This window comes from Algicola sagamiensis DSM 14643, from assembly GCF_000374485.1.
GTDB classification, from domain to species: Bacteria; Pseudomonadota; Gammaproteobacteria; order Enterobacterales; family Alteromonadaceae; genus Algicola; species Algicola sagamiensis.
The window spans coordinates 135758-157632 of record NZ_KB894499.1 but is presented as its reverse complement, the minus strand read 5'-3'; the positions used below and the strand labels follow the sequence as shown (position 1 = coordinate 157632).

Here is a 21875-nt window from a genome sequence, read left to right as displayed (position 1 = left end):
AGGTATTCATTGCGGTATCTTACAAGTATTCAAGGAGTAACCCTATTCGAGATGGAAGACTTTCAAGCATTTTTAAAATCCCTAACACAAGTTGCGCATCTGGCTTATCAACCTTTTGCTTCAAATATGAATTATCAGAATGATATGCGGCGATTGTTGTTGCAGCTTGAGCAACCTGACTCTTTTTGGCGGGGCTGGAAGTCTAGTCAGCAACCGATTGAGAAGAGTGACTTTGCTGACCTGATTGGCCACGTTGATCACGAGACTCAGGTGAGTTTTTTTCAAGTCTTGGATGCGTTTCAGTTGATTGACTTGGTGGACTGGGTGAATAAGCATATCAACACTCATTGTGATCAATCACGTGCAGCGTTAGAAGCTTGTTTTCGACAAGGTCTGCTTGCACATATATTTTTTTGTAACGCGGATAAGATATTTCATGACTACCTATTGTTGAAAAGCATGCTTGGTCTTTGTCATGAATTAGAAAAACCACAGCTATCACAGGTTTCCAGTTCTTACTTATTCGAGATGTCGGATATCAAAACGATAGAGATGACAGGAAAGCTTTGTAAAGATATTTGTGAGCTTTCTCCTGTATTGATGGAATTGATTTTACTTCGTCTCACTTCAGAACAGATACACCAACTTGCAAATTATGTGAATCAGTTTCATTCACGCGAACAGCTTTGTGATGTTTTGCTGAAAAGCCGCTTGCTGAAATACAAAAAACTAGTTCTATCCATCCTAGAGTCAGGAGAAATGAAGCAAAGCTATTTGGCTGATTTTCGATATAGTTTCGGTGATATGCTGGATAAATTTATACCGATGTCTTTGCAGATGGAGGCGTGGGAGGCACCATGCGACCAACAAGAGGCGTTTATTCACGTATTTCAAAAGCACTGGGAGATGCTTTCTGACAGTCTCCCTTATCATACCGCTGTCCTTCATAGTGTGCCACTTGATCACGAGTCGACTGGACCAACTCAACAATTGCTTCTCTCTGTCGCACCTGCACATATCAACTTAATATATAGACTGTTGACGCATACACCAGACAAGCTGTTTGAGCACCCTCTCAGGATTGGAAATTCCTAATGGCTATTGACTTGATCCCACATGCGTTGTGTCTTCCTTTTCTCAATGACTTTTCAACTCTGTTGTCTTTGGAAGAACAGCCGTTGATGACAGACTTCCAAGAAACCTATACACCATGCCCTCAGTATCTGGATCTCATCGATACAATCAAATCATTTTATGCAACACATGCCATCCAGCCTGACAAAACCCCTATTTTTTGGCTATTACGGGATTTAACTGGTAATGAGCAAGTCATGATGACGTTGATGCAAACACTCACAAAGTCATTTCCAGGACAGTCACTTCATTCATTGACGCGACTTTATCCCTATGGGGATGTGTCATTTCAAATGGCTTGGTCAACAGCCCAGGAATTGTTGTTAGCGGATAATCTGAGTGAAATTTGGCTGGTTGCAGTTGATTATATTTCTCAGCGAAAAGATACGGCGATACAGCAAGTCACGGGAGTTGGATTGGCCAGCATGATCCTCAAACCGTCAGATACAGGGCTATATCAACGTGATTTTATTGCAGAGGCGACGTTAGATCCGCAACAATTCAATCCGTTTCAATCGTTCTTTGAGCGATTCAGCCAACAAATCAACCTGTCTGTTGATACGATGTTCGTACCTGTGGTCCAGGAGGGAAATGCAAATGGCGCTTTTGTCCCGTGGTTAGATGCTTTTGCATCACTTGGTGAGCACGTATCGCCTTTCATCAAGTTTGCGCAACCGCAATACCGTTTTGGCGATGTAGGTTGTTTGTCTGCATTTTGTACAATTCTGTTGATCAAGCAATGTCTTGAACAGAAAAAGAATCCATGCAGTGCCATACAGGTTGGTCAAACAAAACGGTATCAAGCAGCCTCTTTATTTGAATGGAAAGCATAAAATAAGATTAGGAACGAACTTGATATGGATTGCAAGCAAGTCACTTTTCCAAATAGCCAATTAGCGGTAAGTTTGCCTGGTAGCCGACAAGAACAGCCTTCAGTGGAAGTGTCTGTGTTTGAGCAGGATTGTCGTGGGGCGGGTGTATCGATGCTTACTGGTGAAACAATCCAGTTTTCTTCAGATATCACAGTGGAGAGCCCAATAGGCATTGAGTGGCAGCGTATATATCGTTCATCGAAAGCAGACCATTCTCTGGGAATGGGGTTTGGCTGGCGGCACCTTTTCCAGGTGTCTCTTGTAGAGTGCTGTGAACCGCCAGCGAAAATTGGCCCGAAGAAAAAAGGTCGTGAATGGATCGAGTTTACGGATGAGCAAGGCCGTGTACACACCTTCGATAAGATATTACCAGGACAGTCATGTTTTCAAGCGGACAGTCGATTGGAGTTGTGTGCCTATCAGTTTGGGTTGACATTATCTTATGACATCGTATATCCAGATGAGTCCCGGCTCATTTTTAAGGTGGTCCATGGGCAGTGGCAATTAAGCGAAGTACATCGAACTCAACGACGGGTATGGCTCCTTCAGTATGATATCAATGGGCGGCTCTTTCGAATTGTCTATAACAACCAACGTGGAGTTCAACTGAAATATGACAGGCAGAAACAACTCATCGCTTTATTTGTACTGAACTTTATCGACGAGAAGCTACAAGCTGTCAGTACACCGATTGTGCGTTACGAATATGACTCGTTTGGGCACTTAATTACAACAATGAAACAGCAGGGAAGCCTCGAGCGCTATACATATGACGTAACACATCGGTTGTTGACGCGGGTTCACCCTTGTGGTCTGTCCCATTATCTTCGTTGGGAAGGAGATGTTGTGTCTAGGTGCCATATCTCGAAATCAGGCAATGATGATATGGCGACTTATCGATTTTGTTTTAACCATGTGGAACGTCAAAGTACCTGCATGGATGAGCGTGGAGGAACAGAAACTTTCGAATATGATATTCGTGGGAAACAAATACAGTACATTGATCCAAATGGGCATTGTTGGCGTAAAGTATACAACGCATCAGGACAGTTAAGTCAGTTGATTGAGCCATTGAGTGGTATTACGACTTATGAGTACAACGAACAAGGTATGTTGGAAAGAGAAACAAATCCATCAGGTCATCACACGTATTCTCATTACAACCGATTTGGCCATTGTGATATCACTATTCAGCCAGATGGCACAGAAATACAACGCATATTAACGCCGGATGGTCTGCTTCAAAGTGAACAGTTACCTGATAACCGGGCAAGTTTGTACGAATATGACTCGAAAAATTTGCTGATAAAACATATCGACTTTGATCGGACGTGTCGTACCTTTATTTGGGGGAAGCAAAATGAGCGACTTGCCGACACAATTGCTGGTGCGACGACCCGATACAGCTACAATGAATTTGGAGCACTCAATGCCATTCTAAGCCCAACGAACTTGCTCTGCACTTGGTTCCGGGATGAACAAGGGCGGCTTGAACGTGTAGAGCATTATGATCGAAATAAGCCGGAGCTTAAGCAGGTTGATACGATTGGCTATGACCCACAAGGCCGTTTGAGTTTCTGGATAAATAGTTTGGGTCATCTTCAAAGCCTTTCCTATATAGACGATTCTGAACCGAAGCTGCTTGAGCGCCCAGATGGCACCACTTTAGCGTTCACGTATGATAAACGACGCTCCCTGACAGGTATTGAACGCAGTGATGGTTGTCAGTTTCTGATTGAGTATGATTTGAATAAAAACCCGATCCGTTTGAAAGAGGCTGATGGACGTATCAAACAATATCAATTTGATCCCTGCAACCGAGTGCTCTCTTTTGAAGACGGTAAACAGCGTTTTGTGGCATTGACTCGTGATCAATTAGGGCGTATCACGCATCAGCAAGGTAGTCTCAAAGCGCATCGTGACCCTGTACGTACTCATGTTCATAATCGATTCAAATATGATGTGATGGGACGGATCATTCAGGCCAGTAATGGATATCAAACAGTGACAGAACGTTGGGATGAAGGCGGGAAATTAATCAGTTCACAGCAGGGATCCTATCATGTTATTACATTTGAGTATGATCGGTTTGGTCGCCGAACAACGCTCAATTTACCCAATGGGCCTCAAATTCAATATTCCTACGATAAGCATGGTCGCTTAATGAGCATGCATGCAGGGGAGGATGAACTTTGTCATTGGAGCTACGATAATGCTGGGCAGCCGGTGAAATTGAGATTTGGTAATGGTATTGAGACGACACAGCAGTTTGATGTGTTCGGTCGTTTGTTGGAGCAAACTCTTTCCCATCCAGATGCATTGATTGATGATCACTGTTTGTATCGTTATAACAAAGGCCATCAATTGGTTAAACGTGAAGCAGTCGGTATTCTAAACCAACAGGTATCATTTGAATACGACCAAGTTGGACAACTCTCGACAGTTTGTATCAATGGAGAAAAGCACCAATTTGCGAAAGGGAGCTTTGGAAATCCAAACGAATACTTTTCTGAAGTATCTGAAAAACAAATTCGTGTCACTGGTGATCTGGTATACGTCCAAGATGATGTCGAATTGACTTATGATGAAAGTGGGAATCAGACCCAATGTCTTGGTCGTCAGCGCCGAGTCAATTGCAGTTATAATGCGCTCAATCAACTCATTGATTATCGCCGAGGCAATGATGTTTGGGCACAGTATGAGTACGATGCATTTGGTCGGCGTTGTGCAAAAACCATCGGCAGAAAGCGCATACAGTACATTTGGGATGGTGATCAGCTCATTGGAGAAACATGCAACGGTCTGGATACTTGGTATTTATATCCTCCGGGGTCATTCGTGCCAGTGGCACTTATCCGAGATGGGCAAGTCTATTTCTATCATAATGACCAGCTTGGCACACCTCGCTTCGTCACAAATACACAATGTGAAGTGGTATGGCAGAATCAATCCGATGTTTATGGCAAAGAACATGACTGTCCCGAAGCATTTCATGTTTATGGCAAAGAATATGACTGTCCTGATATCGGTCCTGATATCGTTGGTGATAAAAAAATCAGCTTTCAGTCATTTGAGCAATCACTACGGTTTCCTGGTCAATATCATGATGCAGAGTCTGGTTATCACTACAATCGTTACCGATATTATTCGCCACAACAGGGACGTTATATCAGTCAGAACCCGCTGGGAATTGTTAGTGGTTTAAATCCATATCAATATGCCCCCGACCCTGTGAATTGGGTGAACACGCGAGGTCTTCAATTTCAGGGAAAGGGAGACAATCATTTCAATCTATTTGAAACAATTACAGGACAGTCACTTCAAAATCATTTGAATAAAAATCAATATTTGAATGAAAAACACCCTTTGAATGAAAAGCTGGCAGTCATGATACGGGACTGTGTGTTGAGTCCAAATGAGCAGTATGAGAAACCCAGGACGTTTATTTTTGAACAGATAGGCTCAGCTGAACATTCTGATTCTGACTTTATCAAACTGTAAAGTACAATAAGAACCTATTCAATGTGGGATACTTATAAGAAAGACAACATAAGCTTGATGATACTGATGATATATATTCCAATCGCGATAGCGTTGGTCATATAGTTAACTTTTCTTTCATTAAACCCTTCACGAATCGCTTTATCCAACATGTATTTGATATAGAGCTTCGTTTCCGGCTTTTGATCGTACCTGTCCTTAATTTTCCAATGAATATGCGTCAAAGGACAGAAGCCAGCACCATATTGACCAGGCAGTCCATACCAAAAGACAATCATTAAAGTAGACAGACTGAAATGCAGTATATGCGTTGCAGGAAACAACCAACCAATTAGAAAAAATGTAATATAACCGAGGTGCAGACTATGGAGAGCACAGTTGAGTAGGTGGTATATCTGTCTGTTTTTCATGGATGAGCATGTATCATAGAGTGATTCTATATCATTATAGAGCGACCATGATGCATATCAGTGTGCATGCAGGAAAGTGAACAGGCCATGAAGAGTAAAGCCCGCATGAGCGAGCTTTACTGGTTGTCAATCAATTATTCCGGCTTTGTCATTGGTGCGGAACTTGATGAATGTGCTGTTTTCGTACCAGCAGCACGTGTTGCGACATAAAAGCGATGTCTGCTTTCACTTGGCATGGCTGGTGGGATCACTGAAATAAGATTTGCAGCAGCCTTTTCCGGCTTCGTCATTGGAAAGTTGACGGCATGCTCGTAACGATTCAACGGGTTGATTTGTTGCATCGGCGCGGTTTTCTTTTCTTCAGTAGGTGCTTGTTCTTGTGCTTCTTCAACTGGTGCAACTTCTGATTGAACAGGAGCTGTTACAGATGGCCCGGCCTGAACTGCATCTGTAATTTGCCCATTGACAGGTGTCTCTTTTGCTTCCAGTTCAGCCACGGGCTGTGAATCAGGCAATTCCTTTTGTTGCTCTGATTTTTCTTCAACCTGAATATGATTGGAAACTGATTCTGAGCTTTCCTCAATCGCTACCGGCTGCGGTGAAGCATCCTTTACAACATGCTCAATAGGCTGTTCAGTTGTATTCACTGTATCGGAAAGTTGTGTCCCATTCCTTTCTTTTGCTTCATCCACGAGTTGCTCTTGATTATCCGCAGTTGTTTCTGGAGCTGTATCCATAGAAATGACTTCTTGCTGAGCAGGAGCCTGCATATCTGCGTTATCCGAATCCTCAACAGAAGATGCATTTTCGCTGGTCACGTCTTCGGGCTTATCATCCATCGTACGACGACGCTTTTGTCCAGCAGCTCTTAAATGACGTGGCGAGCGACGAGAACGATTGCGTGTTTCTTGTTTTTCACCGTTCTTTTCTGCGTCAGCTTCTGTTTCTGCAGACATTTCAACTTCTGCTTGAGCAGATACAATCGCTTCGGAAACTGTTTGCTGTGCAGGAACTATATCACCACGTTTTTCAGCAGCCTTATTCGGTTTTGCTTGAGGTTTTTCAACCTGTGATACTTCTTCTACAGTAGCCTCAACAATCACCTGCTCTTGCTCAACAGGTTTTGGTTTCGCCTCTTTTTTTACAGGCTTTTCTTTTTGTTGTTGTGGCTTCTCAGCTTGCTTCGGAGCATCAATACGGACGTTCTTACGGAGCTGTCTACGCTCACGGCGCTCAGCAATTTTCTGCTCTTTATGTGTCTTTTCGCGTTGTGCCGGTTTTGCACCTTTGGCTGGTTTTTGCTGTTGCTCCTGTTTTTGTGTCTTCAGCGATTTATTGTCTTCCTTCGAGAATTCTTTCGCATCCTGCTTACGACCTTTACTACTGCCACGTTTATCCTGAGGGCGCTCTCTATCCTGTTGACGCTCGCGATCTTGGCGACGTTTTTGCTGATGATGTGCTTTCTTCCCACCTTGTCTACGCTTTTGGCCTTCGTGGCGTTTCACTTCTGGCTTTGGAGCTTCCTCTTCAATACTGTCAGAGGAAAAGATGGACTTAACCCATCCGAAGAATTTACTCAGACCACCTTCGAGACGATCATCTTTTTTCGCGACTGAAGATTTTTCTGGTGCAGCGACCATCCCTTTAATTGCAGGCTCTTCACGCTTCGTTTGAATATCAACTGCTGTAATATCAGGTGTTTCTGGTTCTTTGATCAAAGAATAGGAAACATCGCTAATTGATTCGTCTTTTCTTAAACGGAGTACTTCATAGTTGGGAGTTTCCAAGTGTGGGTTTGGAACAATCACAACCTGAATATTACTACGCTGTTCTAACGTCTGGATGCTGTCACGCTTTTCATTCAATAGATAGGAAGCAACAGGGACGGGAACTTGTGCCTGAACTTGTCTGGTGTTTTCCTTGCGACCTTCTTCCTCAATGAGACGAAGGATGGACAGTGCGAGTGATTCGTTTCCCCTGATAGTACCTTGACCATTACAGCGTGGACAAAGTAATTGGCTTGCTTCACCAAGAGATGGACGAAGGCGCTGACGAGACATTTCTAACAAACCAAAGCGAGAAATGCGTCCAATCTGGACACGCGCTCTGTCTTGTGAAACGGCTTCACGAAGTTTGTTTTCTACTTCGCGCTGGTGACGAACTGGTGTCATATCGATGAAGTCGATGACAATTAAACCACCTAAATCTCTTAATCTGAGCTGGCGAGCAATTTCTTCTGCTGCTTCTAAGTTGGTGTTGAGTGCGGTTTCCTCGATATCTCCGCCACGTGTCGCTTTTGCGGAGTTGATATCGATTGATGTTAACGCTTCCGTTGGATCAATGACAATAGAACCTCCAGAAGGTAGTCTGACTTCCCGTTGGAAGGCCGACTCAATCTGGCTTTCAATTTGATAGCGGTTGAATAGCGGTGTGTCTTTGTCTTTGTAGAGTTTCACATGGTCACTAAAGTCTTTACGGAAGACTTCAATATGGCGTTTCGTCTCTTCAAATTTCCCTGGATTATCGATCAAGATTTCGCCAATGTCGGGGCGCAAGTAATCTCGAATCGCACGGAAAATGACATTGCTTTCCTGGTGGATCAGGAATGGGACAGGCTTTGCCGCGGCTTCTTCTTGGATACGTTGCCAGTGGTTTAACAAGGTATCGAGATCATCCGCAAGATCTTCATAGGACTTGCCAATCCCAGCAGTACGAACGATAAGCCCCATGTCTTTCGGTCTATTGAGACGGCTGAGCGCTTCTTTGAGGTCGGTACGTTCATCCCCTTCAATGCGGCGAGAGATCCCACCTGCACGAGGGTTATTCGGCATCAAAACAAGATAACTACCTGCAATACTGATGAAGGTTGTTAAAGCAGCCCCTTTTTGTCCACGCTCTTCTTTATCGACCTGGACGATCACCTCTTGGCCTTCGCGAACAACATCTTTAATATTCGGACGACCTTGGATCTGGTAACCTGCTGGGAAATAAGACTTTGCGATTTCCTTCAAAGGAAGGAAACCGTTTCTTTCACCACCGTAGTCGACAAATGCTGCTTCTAAACTGGGCTCGATTCTTGTAATGCGACCTGTATAAATATTTGCTTTCTTTTGTTCATGACCAGGACTTTCGATATCTAAATCATATAGTTTTTGGCCATCAACCAGAGCAACGCGTAATTCTTCTTCCTGCGTTGCATTGATTAACATGCGTTTCATAAGTTGTGACTCTAAATTTTTTGCTCAGCTGGCCACAACACACGACGTTTCATATCTGTGACTTCAGACATTCCCAAAATAATATTTAATTGTCTATGCAGTCTCACGACTGGAAATGCCTATGGGAATTTAAGTAATTAAAAAATCTATTCTTTCTTTTCTCGTTTTATCTGAATCACCGCGCGCTATTCGTGTGTTTTGGCACGGATTAAACAATTCTGCCTTTGCTTACTGAAAAGGATATCCATCCTTTCTTTTTGTGAAGATAAACCCTTTTCACTGGAGAGAGCGATTGTCAAATTTTGGCAACAAGTTACTCGCGTTGCCTCAAACAATATGCGTAATCATCCCAAGACCGACCAACGAAAGAATTAACTGGGTATATACCCCTAATCTATGTATAATCTGGCGTCCGGGCGTGCTGCGCTTAACTCTCCAATACTGATTTAAGCCTTGGCGCGTTATACCGTATTATTCAAGGTATTGAGGGCCCGCATTATCCCATTATTTAAAATGCGAGCGCAACTAATTATTTATCATCAAATCGAATTTTTCCATGACAGAACAAAAAGCATCTGGCGTTCAGTATCTCACCGTTGAAGAAGGGTATGAAGGCCAACGAATTGATAACTTCTTGAAGGCAAGACTGAAAGGTGTACCGAAAAGCGTGATCTACCGCATTTTGCGAAAAGGCGAAGTCCGTGTGAATAAGAAACGAGTGAAGCCTGAATACAAGCTTGCAAGCGGCGATTTACTCCGTATCCCGCCTGTTCGATATACGGAAAAAGAGCCTGAAGTAAATACGAAGCTCAATGCTGTGATAAAACTAGAAGATGCAATTCTGTATGAAGACAAGTATCTGATCGTGATGAATAAGCCTTCTGGGATGGCTGTTCATGGTGGGAGTGGGTTAAAATTCGGCGTCATCGAAGCGATGCGTCAGCTTCGCCCACAAGAACGTCATCTTGAACTTGTCCATCGGTTGGACAGGGATACTTCAGGTTGTTTGATGATTAGTAAGCGGCGCTCTGTCTTAAAGTCATTACATGAACAGCTTCGGAATAAAACAGTCCAAAAATATTATTGGGCGCTTGTTGATGGAGAATGGCCCAAGCACCGTCATAAAGTCATTGAACCTCTGAAGAAGAACCAACTGCAATCCGGTGAACGCGTAGTCAGAGTTGACAAAAAAGAAGGGAAACCGTCCGAGACACGATTTAAGGTGTTGGAGGTTTATGATGGTTGTACACTTGTTCAAGCATTTCCTGTGACTGGACGTACACACCAAATCCGAGTGCATACGGCCTGTAAAGGTCATTCAATTGCGATGGATGATAAATATGGCAATGAAGCATTTGATGACCGTATGTCAAAACTTGGGCTAAAGCGTTTATTTCTTCATGCCAAAAGCTTGAAGTTCATGCATCCAGTCGATGAAACCACTCTTTTGGTTGATGCGCCTTTGGACGAACAATTGGAAAATACACTCAAACGTTTGAAGTAAAGAGAACGAGCGATGAAATATAAAATGGTCATCTTTGATTGGGATGGAACCCTAATGGACTCAATCCCAAAAATTGTGACTGCGATGCAAACAGCAGCTGCTGTGGTCAAAGTTCCAATCCCCACCGAACAACAAGTCAAAGATGTGATTGGGCTTAGTCTCACACCTGCGATACAAGGACTATTCCCAGATATTTCTGATTCAGACAAAGCATCCATTCTCAGTGCTTATCGTGATGCTTTTTTAGGTCTTGAGGAAGTAAAAAGTCCTTTCTTTCCTGGAGCAGAATCCTTAATCCATCAGTTGCATGAACAAAAAGTCATTTTGTGTGTGGCAACTGGAAAGTCCCGAAAAGGGCTAGAGCGGGTATGGCAGAGTCTTGCACCAATGTTTGCGAGTTCTATCTGTGCTGGAGAGGCGGATTCAAAGCCTGCGCCAGACATGATCCATCAGCTTATGACTTGGCATGACTGCCAGTCAGAAACAGTGATCATGATTGGGGATTCGGTTCATGATATGCGCATGGCTGAGTCAGCTGGGGTTGTTAGAGCAGCAGTCACACATGGTGCTCATGATGCTGCTCAGTTATCTCAATATGACCCGATTTCAGTTCACGATGACCTGTATTCATTACAAGATTGGTTGATGAACGAACGCATTTAACGGTTCATCATCGAGAAAATGTCGTAGCCCAGTTCTTCAAAGTATTGAGTCAGCTTAATGAGAGGTAAACCAATTAAGCTGTTCGGATCACTGCCTTCCATTTTCTGAAACAAGCAAATGCCTAATCCTTCGCTCTTGAAGCTTCCGGCACATTGGTAAGGCGTTTCTTGTTCCAAGTAAGTTTGAATTTGCGTGTCAGTTAAATCCTTAAAATAGACACTATAGTGAGCAATCCCATCCCGCAGCGTGTGATGTTTTGTATCAATCACAGCTAAACCAGTAAAAAAGTCTACCTTTTGTCCACGAAAAGCGCTGAGCTGAGCAAAGGCATTTTCAAAGTTACCGGGTTTTCCTAGTATGTTTCCATCATATACTGCGACTTGATCAGAACCTATAACGAGCGCATTCTCTGTGTGTTGTGCAATAACATCTGCTTTATCAATGCTTAATCGACGAACCAGTTCTTGTGGTGATTCACTTGGGAGCGGTGACTCATCTATATTTGGGCTTTTACACTGAAAAGGAATATTTAACTTCTCGAGCAGTGCTCTTCGAAAGGGAGAGGTAGAAGCAAGGATTACCGTTGGTGTTTTATTCATTTGTCATGTCTTCGAATTATTCAACGCATTGAAAGAAATCATACTTTTTGATGTAAATGGGAGTTTTACTCGCGTTTCGCGAAACAGGTCGTATCCTGCAACAGAATCTTTGCGGGACAGCCTACCATAAAATTGTTGAAAAACACGGCCGGATTGGTGAAAAAAGATCATAATTTCCTTTGACTCTTTTTGTTTGTAACTATAGAATTCGCGGTCTATGACGAATGTGAAAATTCCAGTGACTTTGGATCCTGTTCGTGCAGCCCAGAAAAGACTGTCTTTTGTTGGTGTTGTAAACACGTCAAATTTGACTCGTCTTCTGGACGGTGCAGAGGGTGCGGATGAACAGGTAACAGTTGAAATTCACTGCGGCATTGATGAGCAGAAACTGTATCATATATCAGGTTCTGCAAATGTAAGTGTTAACTTACCTTGTCAACGCTGTGGTGAGGTTATGACAGTGGATTTGGCAGCGAGCTTTGCGTTCTCTCCTGTTCGGAGTGAAGACGAAGAGCTTCCTGAGCGATACGAACCCGTCGTTTTAAATGAAGATGGCGAGGTAATGTTGCATGAACTTATTGAAGATGAGTTGATACTCGCACTACCTATCGTGCCTAAACACGAAGATGATGGTTGTCAGTACGCTCAAGAAGCGATGAGTTGGGGTGATTTACCCGAGGAAAGTACTCAGTCAAGTCCATTTGATGTCTTGAAAGAATTAAAGCGTAAATGATTTTAGGAGAAGGGTAAATGGCGGTACAACAGAATCGTAAAACTCGTTCTAAGCGTGGTATGCGTCGCTCTCACGATGCACTAACGACTGCAACACTATCAGTTGAATCTACTACAGGTGAAACGCATCGTCGTCACCATGTATCTGCTGATGGGTACTACAAAGGCCGTAAAGTTATTCATAAGTAACGAGGTCTGATCGATGCGGCGGCTCACCGTTGCTATCGACATCATGGGGGGTGACTACGGCCCCCGTTCAACTATACCTGCTGCAATTAAAGCAATTGATGAGATTTCCTTTTTGCATCTTATTCTTTGCGGTGATGCACAACTCCTCCAAACTGAGCTGAATAAATACAACAAGCTCCACCATCCTCGGATCCAAATTGAACACTGCTCTCAAGTGATTAATATGGGCGAGCGTCCAGTCACTGCGCTGCGTACTAAAAAAGATTCCTCAATGAGAAAAGCGCTTGAGCTTGTCAAAAAAGGGAAAGCGCAAGCATGTGTCAGTGCTGGGAATACAGGGGCCTTATTGGCCATTGCTCGTTTTGTTTTAAAGATGCTCCCTGGGGTGGAAAGACCCGCTTTAATTACTTCATTGCCAACCAATAGCAAAGATCCTGTTTATCTGCTTGATCTTGGAGCAAATGTCACTTGTACTGAAGAATTACTATTCCAATTTGCGGTCATGGGTTCTGTTCTTGTTCATGAAGTTGAAGGCATTGACAATCCACGTGTTTCTTTACTCAATGTTGGTTCCGAAGAAATCAAAGGAAGCAAAGAAATTAAACGTGCAGGTAAACGCCTCTCTCAGGAAGAGCATCTAAACTATATCGGCTTTGTTGAAGGGACAGATATATTTGCTGGAAAAGCGGATGTTGTTGTCTGTGACGCGTTCGTCGGTAATGTTGCATTGAAGACTTGTGAAGGTATTGCCACCCTCATCATGAATAAGCTCAAACAGGAATTGAGCAGTCACATCTTTGGTAAAATATTGGGCCTCTTTCTCTTCCCTATTCTAAAAAAATTGTATAAACGCGTGAACCCCGACCACTATAACGGTGCAAGTTTGATAGGATTGCGGGGAATTGTGATAAAAAGCCATGGAAATGCGTCGAAAGATGCGTTTTTTAGTGCCATTAAAGAAGCTGTCCGAGAGATTGAGCGACAAGTACCACGCAAGATTGAGCACAAGCTTGATCAAGTTTTGAATCAACAAAATTAGAGTCTCATGTATTCAAAAATAATTGGAACAGGAAGCTACTTCCCTGAAACAATCCGTACAAACGAAGATCTAGAAAAAATGGTGGATACCAGTCACGATTGGATCGTTGAGAGAACCGGGATCCACGAAAGACGCATCATTGGTGAGAATGAAACTGCGTCTTCGATGGGGTATCAGGCTGCACTAAAATCGATTGAAGCTGCCAATATTGATAAGCACTCGATTGATATGATCGTTGTTGCAACGACCAGCCATCACCGCGCATTCCCTTCTGCTGCCTGCGAGATACAACGCGATCTTGGCATTCTAGAAATCCCTGCTTTTGATGTTGCAGCAGCTTGTGCCGGCTTTTCATATGCCCTTAGTGTGGCCGACCAATTTATCAAATCAGGCGCAAATCAACGTGTACTTGTGATTGGAACTGATTGTTTGTCACGAATGATGAGCCCAGAAGACCGTTCAACCATTATTCTCTTTGGAGATGGTGCTGGCGCAGTTTTACTTGAAGCGAGTGAAGAACCTGGAATTTTGTCGACTCATGTTCGTGCTGAAGGGAAACATTCAGAGCTTCTCTATGTTGACCAGCCAACGCGCGGAGACGAATCAACGGTTCACTCGTCCTGGGGACATATGAAAGGTAATGAAGTTTTCAAAGTTGCTGTGACGCGTCTATCTCAGGTTGTCGAAGAAACGCTTCAGCACAACCAGCTCACGAAAAAAGACATTGATTGGCTTGTCCCTCATCAAGCAAACTATCGAATCATTTCAGCCGTCGCGAAGAAGCTAGACATGTCGATGGAACAAGTCGTTGTGAACTTGGGCCGTTACGGAAATACGTCCGCTGCCTCAGTACCGACAGCGCTTGATGAAGCGATCCGAGATGGCCGTATTCAACGTGGCCAAACCCTTCTTCTCGAAGCCTTTGGCAGTGGATTTGCCTGGGGCTCAGCATTAATCAAATATTAATGACAGGAATTTAGTACGATGAAAAATTATGCCGTTGTCTTTCCAGGGCAAGGTTCTCAGTTTGTCGGTATGCTGTCCGATTTTGAACAGTCTTCTATTGTCAAAGAAACCTTTGAGCAGGCATCTGATGCGCTTGGTTATGGCTTATGGGCGTTAACACAACAAGGCCCTGAGGAAGAACTCAATCCAACACACAGGACACAACCCGCTTTGCTGACCTCTAGTGTGGCAATCTGGCGTCTATGGCAATCTCAAACTGATATACAGCCAAGTCAACTCGCAGGACATAGTTTGGGTGAATATTCAGCATTAGTTTGTGCTGGTGTTTTCGACCTTGATGATGGTGTAAAACTCGTAGAAAAACGTGGTGAATTAATGCAAAAGGCTGTGCCTGAAGGTGTTGGTTCAATGGCAGCAATTATTGGGTTGGATGATGAGAAAATTGAGACTGCGTGTCTGGAAGCTGCACAGGGACAAATCGTTTCTCCAGTCAATTACAACTCACCAGGCCAAGTTGTCATCGCAGGAAACCAAGAAGCTGTTGGTCGAGCCTCTGAATTATGTAAGGAATTTGGTGCGAAAAGAGCAATGCCTCTAGCTGTCAGCGTTCCTTCTCATTGTGCGCTCATGAAGCCAGCCGCAGATGAGTTTGCGCAGTTTCTTGCAGCAGTCAATATGCGCTCGCCAGTCATTGACGTAGTGAATAATGTTGATGTAGCGATTGAAACAACACCAGAAGCGATTCAGCACTCGTTACTAAAACAGCTATATAGTCCGGTTCAATGGACAGCAAGCGTTCAGTCCATGATTGATACTGGTGTAAGTCAGTTTTTTGAAATGGGACCAGGTAAAGTACTGACAGGACTGTCAAAAAGAATTAATAAGTCTGTGCCATGTGCAAATATCGGAAATGAAAGTACACTCAATGATGCGCTGGCTTGGCTAAAAAATGAATAAATGGGGAAAGCAATGAGTTTTTGTTCTTTAGAAGGGAAAGTTGCTCTAGTGACCGGAGCAAGCCGCGGAATTGGCAAATCAATCGCACAAACACTGGCAGAACATGGCGCAACAGTGATTGGTACAGCAACCAGTGAAAATGGTGCGAATGCAATTTCTGATTACCTTCAAGGGAAAGGTGAGGGAATGGTTCTCAATGTCACCTCTCCTGAGTCAGCTGAAAACGTTCTTGCTGCAATTCAGGAGAAGCATGGGGGTGTGGATATTCTCATCAATAACGCTGGTATCACACGCGATAATCTGATGCTGCGCTTGAAAGATCAAGACTGGCAAGACATTATGGATACAAACCTCACATCTATTTTCCGTATGAGTAAGCAAGTTTTACGGGGAATGATGAAGAAACGCTTTGGTCGTATCATTAATGTGGGTTCTGTTGTTGGTTCAACAGGGAATGCAGGACAAGCAAACTATGCAGCAGCAAAAGCGGGCGTCATTGGGTTTAGTAAAAGTCTTGCACAGGAAGTTGCATCACGCGGTATTACAGTGAATGTTGTTGCCCCAGGTTTTATTGATACGGATATGACTCAGGAACTTACCGATGCTCAAAAAGAGCAGATCCTTTCAGGGATCCCAGCTTCAAGGCTTGGCCAACCGAAGGAAATCGCGAATTCTGTTTTGTTTCTAGCGTCAGAAGAGGCGGGTTACATCACAGGAGAAACATTGCATATCAATGGCGGTATGTATATGAATTGATTCTTGAAAATCTCAGTTTCATGGTTATTATAATCCATTGGACTGAGGTTTGACCACAAGCTTTATATTGCGCGATATCTTGCAACCTGCCGAATCAGGCAATACACTACGCGCAAATTTATATAATTCGCAAAATGGCGAAATCAATAAGGAAACACAAATGAGCAACATCGAAGAACGTGTAGCTAAAATCATCGTAGAACAACTAGGTGTTAAAGAAGACGAAGTCAAAGCAGAAGCGTCTTTCGTTGAAGACCTTGGTGCTGACTCTCTAGACACAGTTGAGCTTGTGATGGCGCTAGAAGAAGAATTCGATACCGATATTCCTGATGAAGAAGCTGAAAAAATCACAACAGTTCAAGCTGCGGTTGATTACATTACAGCGAACCAAGAAGCTTAAGCATTTCTTAAAAGGGCAGCAGAAGCTGCCTTTTTCTTCCCATTACAATTCCATTTTTCTATTCGGAGGTTTCTGTGTCCAAAAGGCGTGTCGTTATTTCAGGCATGGGAATGATATCACCACTTGGTAATGATTTATCTTCCAGCTGGGAAGCATTGCTTGCCGGTAAAAGTGGCATCAATCTGATTGAAAATTTTGACGCTTCAGAGTACAGCACACGTTTTGCTGGGCAGGTCAAAGGACTTGATATTGAGGCTTATTTAGAAAAAAAAGACGCCAAGAAGATGGATCTCTTCATCCAATATGGCGTCATTGCGGGTATCCAGGCATTAAAAGATTCAGGACTTGAAATCACTGAAGCAAATGCTCATCGAGTTGGTTGTGCTGTCGGCTCTGGTATCGGTGGCCTTGGTTTGATTGAAGAAAACCATATCAAACTCCTCAATGCTGGTCCACGCAAAGTATCTCCATTTTTTGTACCTTCGACCATTATCAATATGATCGCGGGTCATTTATCCATTAAGTTTGGATTAAAAGGACCGAATATCTCGATTGTGACTGCGTGTACAACAGGCACACATAACATCGGGCATGCTGCACGTATGATCGCCTATGGCGATGCAGACGTCATGCTTGCAGGTGGTGCAGAGAAAGGCTCGACACCACTTGGGATGAGCGGCTTTGGGGCAGCAAGAGCACTTTCAACAAGAAATGACTCACCAGAGTTAGCATCCCGTCCATGGGATCAAGATCGAGATGGCTTTGTACTCGGTGATGGTGCAGGTGTGATGGTGCTTGAAGAGTATGAACACGCGAAAGCGCGCGGTGCCCATATTTATGCAGAGCTTGTCGGTTTTGGGATGAGCGGTGATGCATATCATATGACATTACCTGCTGAAAATGGCGCAGGTGCAGCATTATCTATGGAAAATGCGCTTAGAGATGCGCAAATCAATCCAGAAGAAGTCACATATGTGAATGCGCACGGTACGTCAACACCGGCTGGCGATCTTGCTGAGTCACAAGCTGTTGAGCATGTTTTTGGTGAGCATAGCCGCGCAATGATGGTTGGTTCTTCAAAGTCGATGATTGGCCATTTGCTTGGTGCTGCGGGCGCAGTTGAAGCGATTATTACAGCGATGTCACTTGCAGAGCAGAAAGTGACACCGACAATTAATCTGGACAACCCAAGTGAAGGATGTGTGTTAGATTATATTCCCCATACAGCTAGGGAGTGTTCAATGACCTATGCCTTAACGAACTCCTTTGGATTCGGTGGAACGAATGGGAGTTTGATCTTCAAAAAGATCTAAGACTCAAATCCGATGCTAGCCGTCTTGCTGGCATCGCACTCTTATCTGTAGCTTCTCTTTTTGATCCGAGATATTATCCCCTTTCCAAATCATTGATAGATATCATCATGGATTCTGATCACATTTGTTTTGAAGATAAACGAGTGAGCTTACGCGACCGTGCTTTCAACTATGGCGATGGCTTATTTACGACGCTTCTGTATGATGGAAAAAAGCTACACCATTGGGATGCGCATGTTGCGAGATTTCAACATGGCTTAGCTGTTCTATCAATTCCAGAACCGAACTGGCAAACAATTTATCAAGCTGTTTTATCCCGCCTATCAAGCGAGAGACAAGTCGTGAAAATTCATATCAGTCGTGGATGTGGTGGCAGGGGTTATGCTTGTGGTGAAATTGAGGGGCCAGATATTCGCATATCATTCAATAATTTCCCAAAGCACTATGAGATGCTTCAAATGTCAGGCGTTGGGCTTATCACCTGTAACTTTCAGCTTTCAATTCAACCTTTTCTTGCTGGTCTTAAGCATTTAAATCGACTTGAGCAAGTGATGATCCGTCAGGAACTTGATGCTAAAAATGCGTTCGAAGGGATTGTCTGTGACTACAACGGTGATGTGATTGAATGTTGTAGTGCGAATATTTTCTGGTATTCCAACGGTGTATGGTTTACACCTGAATTATCTGAGTGTGGTGTGAAAGGCATAATGAGAGGGCATGTGATCCGTCAACTACAAGAAAATGCACAATCGCTCCAAATTGGGCGGTTTGGTATTCAAAATATATTATCTGCTGAGTCAGTATGGATATGTAATAGCTTGATGGGTATTGTCCCGGTTTTCAAAGTGGATCAGCAAGCCTATGATGTTCAGCAAGCAACAGAATTGAGTCGTAGGTGGTTGAGTGCGTAATTACCTTGTTTTATTTAGTGCATTTCTCACAATCGTTGTGATTGTTGTCAGTGCTTTATTCTATCAAGCATATGATAAATCGACCTTGAATGAGACCACGATCAATATTCAAGTGAAAAAGGGAAGCACATTATACTCCAATTGTCAGAGGTGGGCACAGGATGGATTGGTCCAGACTTGCTTTGACTTTAAGCTCATTCGTTTGATGCTCGGGGAAGGTGTGATCAAGGCAGGAACTTATCAGATAAAGCCTTTTACATTGTTGCCCGATTTTTATGAAATGCTGATGGAAGGTAAGGAGCATTTGTTTTCGCTGACGCTTGTGGAAGGAAAAAACGTCACACAATTTCTTGAGACCTTAAAAGCCCATCCACATATTATCTATGATCTGGAAAATACTTCGTTGGATGCTGTTTCTAAAATAATTCATCAACCAAACCCGGAAGGCTGGCTACTCCCAGAAACATATCGATTCAGTACAGAGACAAAGGCGTCGACGATTATTTTGCAAGCTTATCAGCTTATGGAGGAGAAGCTCGAAGAAATCTGGTTGACTCGCCCAGCAGAAACGCCGCTGAAGTCAGCCTATGATGCATTAATCCTCGCCTCTATTGTTGAAAAAGAAACGGGGCAAGCTTCAGAGCGTCCTGTGATTTCGGGCGTTTTTCATAACCGATTGAAGAAAAAAATGCGCCTGCAAACTGACCCAACCGTGATTTATGGGATTGGTCCATCGTTTGATGGCAATATTACTCGCGCCCATTTAAGGCAAAAAACACCTTATAACACTTATGTGATCAAAGGGCTGCCACCAACGCCAATTGCAAACCCCGGTGCTGAGGCGATTCAGGCTGCGGTTCATCCAGCAAAAGTGAAATATTTATTTTTCGTATCAAAGGGAAATGGTACGCATCAGTTTTCGGCGACGCTCAAGGAACATAACAAAGCCGTCAATCAATATCAGAGAAAGAAATAACGTATGAGCGAAGTGAATCAATCAGGCATGATGATAGTATTTGATGGCATGGATGGCGCAGGGAAAGGCACGCAGATCCAGCAAATTTATCAACGGCTGAAGGCCATTGGTAAAAATGTGATTGTGACACGTGAGCCAGGTGGTTCTGCTTCTGCCGAAGAAGTGAGAGAGCTGTTGGTGAAAGGTGAACCAGGCAAGTGGGATGCGATGACAGAATTACTTCTGATGTATGCGTCTCGCCGTGCACATTTAAGAGATACCGTTTTTCCTGCTTTAGAGAAAGGTCAGTGGGTGATCTGTGATCGCTTCGCGGATGCATCTCGCTGTTATCAAGGCATTGCAGGGGAGCTTGGTTTAGAAAGAGTTGAGTGTTTACATGAGATGGTTGTCGGTGATTTTCAGCCTGATTTATCGATTATTATGGATGTCAGCCCAGAAGTCTCACTCTCCAGAGCACTCAAACGAGGCGGCGCTGAAGATCGCTTTGAAAAGAAAGGACATGAGTTTCATGGCAAAGTACGAGAAGGCTTTCAACAAATCGCAGCGCGTGATCCACAGCACTATGTCCTCATCAATGGTGATCAGCCCGTTGAGCAAGTCACCAATGATATTTGCAAGGCATTGGAAGAGAAACTTGGCATTGTTCTTTAATACCTTGGGAAGGTTAAGCCTTCCCTTTTGTCCCTTTCATACCTTTCTTAATTCCTTCTGCGGCCATATAAATTTCTCTTAATAGTCCAGCGAGACTCATAATGAGAAAAACCATGGCAAGAATAAAGAGTACGGAAATGACTTTAGACAGATTGACGGAAGCAAAGTGGCTGTAGAATAGTGAAACGACAACCAAGCAAATATGAAGGGCTGATAAAACCGTTAAGCTGAAGGAGCGTGTGATCCAACGTGCCCGTTTCCAAATCAGGAGAAGTTCCAGATTGAGTGTCTTAGCTTGTTCTGTGCCTTCATTATTTTGAATTCTAGCTTCTAACACGCGTGCGCGATCTGTCAATCGGCCTAATCGAGTCGACAAGACACCAAGTAGAGCAACAATACCTGTCAGTAAAAATACGGGTGCAACAGCTGCTTGAACAACTTTTCCGATTGTCACGATATCAATTACACTCGGTTCCACAACTTACGCCTTTCAACATCAAAAGTGCTATTTTAGCAATCCATTTTTTGAATATCGAGGACTCTATTTTCATATGGGTTGAAAAATGAATTCTCTTGTATTTTTCACGATTTTTTATGCGGTGTATTCGATATTTGGGCCATATTTCGTTAGATTAGATAGGTGAAAAAAATATAAAAAACAATATGTTGAAATATCGCCTCTTCATGTTAATGGAATTTGCACAGTATGAAAATAATTCAAAAAAAGAGCCAGGTATGTCTGCGTAGATAGCCTCTCCCATGGCTGGCGTCAAAATTCCAACACTGCATGACGTTGTACCCATCGTAATCGATTTGGGTTGAATCAATCTACGGCATTTTGTTGAAGGTCAGCGCAGCTCGGGTTATCTCATGTAATGACCAAATTTCTCTCCTCACGCCTTGATTGAAGCTTTTTCAGCGGTAACAGCGTGCATTTCCGAAAGATCAAGAGATCCTTGTTTTCACTTGAATGCAAACATCTTGTTGATGACGACAGTCCTGACCACAGTCTGCGATAAATTGTGGCCCATATATTGCTGTGATGATAGGAAGAAAACGTGTATTTTTTGCATAGAGTTCGCCT

Annotated in this window: 20 protein-coding genes; 16 read left to right on the top strand and 4 right to left on the bottom strand. The window is 43.4% G+C overall.

Going from position 1 to position 21875, the window contains the following annotated elements:
- Positions 1–51 precede the first annotated feature (51 nt).
- From C505_RS0113905 to C505_RS0113895, 3 genes are read left to right on the top strand one after another with little or no spacing between them, the layout of a single operon-like run.
- Entirely contained in the window at positions 52–1095 is a 1044-nt protein-coding gene (locus C505_RS0113905; RefSeq protein ID WP_018693233.1) for a hypothetical protein, read from the top strand.
- Complete coding sequence (locus C505_RS0113900; RefSeq protein WP_018693232.1) at positions 1095–1967, top strand: hypothetical protein; 873 nt, start codon at positions 1095–1097, stop codon at positions 1965–1967. The genes C505_RS0113905 and C505_RS0113900 overlap by 1 nt, the downstream gene beginning before the upstream one ends.
- A 24-nt stretch (positions 1968–1991) precedes the next feature.
- Positions 1992–5507 (top strand): RHS repeat-associated core domain-containing protein, encoded by a 3516-nt coding sequence (locus C505_RS0113895; protein ID WP_018693231.1) that lies wholly within the window; start codon positions 1992–1994, stop codon positions 5505–5507.
- Positions 5508–5539: 32 nt separating this feature from the next.
- Here C505_RS0113895 and C505_RS0113890 read toward each other — a convergent pair whose 3' ends face one another.
- On the bottom strand, positions 5540–5917 hold the full coding sequence (locus C505_RS0113890) for a DUF2784 family protein (RefSeq protein ID WP_157369042.1): 378 nt from the start codon (positions 5915–5917) through the stop codon (positions 5540–5542).
- Between the two features lie 134 nt (positions 5918–6051).
- Complete coding sequence (gene rne, locus C505_RS0113885) at positions 6052–9135, bottom strand: ribonuclease E (protein WP_026317974.1); 3084 nt, start codon at positions 9133–9135, stop codon at positions 6052–6054.
- 556 nt (positions 9136–9691) lie between these two features.
- Between rne and rluC the strand changes: the two genes are divergently transcribed.
- Both rluC and C505_RS0113875 read left to right on the top strand, forming a co-directional pair.
- Positions 9692–10639 (top strand): 23S rRNA pseudouridine(955/2504/2580) synthase RluC, encoded by a 948-nt coding sequence (gene rluC, locus C505_RS0113880; protein WP_018693228.1) that lies wholly within the window; start codon positions 9692–9694, stop codon positions 10637–10639.
- 12 nt (positions 10640–10651) lie between these two features.
- Positions 10652–11302: an HAD family hydrolase gene (locus C505_RS0113875; RefSeq protein WP_026317973.1), complete on the top strand. Its 651-nt coding sequence runs from the start codon at positions 10652–10654 to the stop codon at positions 11300–11302.
- On the opposite strand, the gene C505_RS0113870 is transcribed toward C505_RS0113875, so the two are convergent.
- Positions 11299–11901, bottom strand: coding sequence for a Maf family protein (locus tag C505_RS0113870; protein WP_018693226.1), 603 nt, complete (start codon positions 11899–11901; stop codon positions 11299–11301). The two genes, C505_RS0113875 and C505_RS0113870, sit on opposite strands and share 4 nt — an antisense overlap.
- Before the next feature lie 217 nt (positions 11902–12118).
- Here C505_RS0113870 and yceD point away from each other — a divergent pair, with 217 nt between their 5' ends.
- From yceD to tmk, 11 genes are all read left to right on the top strand, one after another.
- Positions 12119–12634: a 23S rRNA accumulation protein YceD gene (yceD, locus tag C505_RS0113860; RefSeq protein ID WP_018693224.1), complete on the top strand. Its 516-nt coding sequence runs from the start codon at positions 12119–12121 to the stop codon at positions 12632–12634.
- Between the two features lie 17 nt (positions 12635–12651).
- Entirely contained in the window at positions 12652–12822 is a 171-nt protein-coding gene (gene rpmF / locus C505_RS0113855; RefSeq protein ID WP_018693223.1) for a 50S ribosomal protein L32, read from the top strand.
- Positions 12823–12835: 13 nt separating this feature from the next.
- Entirely contained in the window at positions 12836–13861 is a 1026-nt protein-coding gene (plsX, locus tag C505_RS0113850) for a phosphate acyltransferase PlsX (RefSeq protein WP_018693222.1), read from the top strand.
- A gap of 6 nt (positions 13862–13867) precedes the next feature.
- Positions 13868–14827, top strand: coding sequence for a beta-ketoacyl-ACP synthase III (locus C505_RS0113845; protein ID WP_018693221.1), 960 nt, complete (start codon positions 13868–13870; stop codon positions 14825–14827).
- A gap of 18 nt (positions 14828–14845) precedes the next feature.
- Complete coding sequence (gene fabD, locus C505_RS0113840) at positions 14846–15784, top strand: ACP S-malonyltransferase (RefSeq protein WP_018693220.1); 939 nt, start codon at positions 14846–14848, stop codon at positions 15782–15784.
- Between the two features lie 12 nt (positions 15785–15796).
- A complete protein-coding gene (gene fabG / locus C505_RS0113835) occupies positions 15797–16540 on the top strand; it encodes a 3-oxoacyl-ACP reductase FabG (RefSeq protein ID WP_040439991.1) in 744 nt (247 codons plus the stop codon).
- A gap of 160 nt (positions 16541–16700) precedes the next feature.
- Complete coding sequence (acpP, locus tag C505_RS0113830; protein WP_026317972.1) at positions 16701–16940, top strand: acyl carrier protein; 240 nt, start codon at positions 16701–16703, stop codon at positions 16938–16940.
- Between the two features lie 74 nt (positions 16941–17014).
- Positions 17015–18253, top strand: a complete 1239-nt coding sequence (gene fabF / locus C505_RS0113825) for a beta-ketoacyl-ACP synthase II (protein ID WP_026317971.1) — start codon at positions 17015–17017, stop codon at positions 18251–18253.
- A gap of 107 nt (positions 18254–18360) precedes the next feature.
- Positions 18361–19164 (top strand): aminodeoxychorismate lyase, encoded by an 804-nt coding sequence (gene pabC / locus C505_RS0113820; RefSeq protein WP_018693216.1) that lies wholly within the window; start codon positions 18361–18363, stop codon positions 19162–19164.
- Complete coding sequence (mltG, locus tag C505_RS0113815; RefSeq protein ID WP_018693215.1) at positions 19157–20140, top strand: endolytic transglycosylase MltG; 984 nt, start codon at positions 19157–19159, stop codon at positions 20138–20140. Before pabC ends, mltG begins: the two co-directional genes overlap by 8 nt.
- Positions 20141–20143: 3 nt before the next feature.
- Positions 20144–20791: a dTMP kinase gene (gene tmk / locus C505_RS0113810; RefSeq protein WP_018693214.1), complete on the top strand. Its 648-nt coding sequence runs from the start codon at positions 20144–20146 to the stop codon at positions 20789–20791.
- A 13-nt stretch (positions 20792–20804) separates the two neighbouring features.
- Here the strand turns inward: tmk and C505_RS0113805 are convergent, their stop codons facing one another.
- Positions 20805–21269, bottom strand: coding sequence for a DUF2721 domain-containing protein (locus tag C505_RS0113805; protein WP_018693213.1), 465 nt, complete (start codon positions 21267–21269; stop codon positions 20805–20807).
- Between the last annotated feature and the right edge of the window lie 606 nt (positions 21270–21875).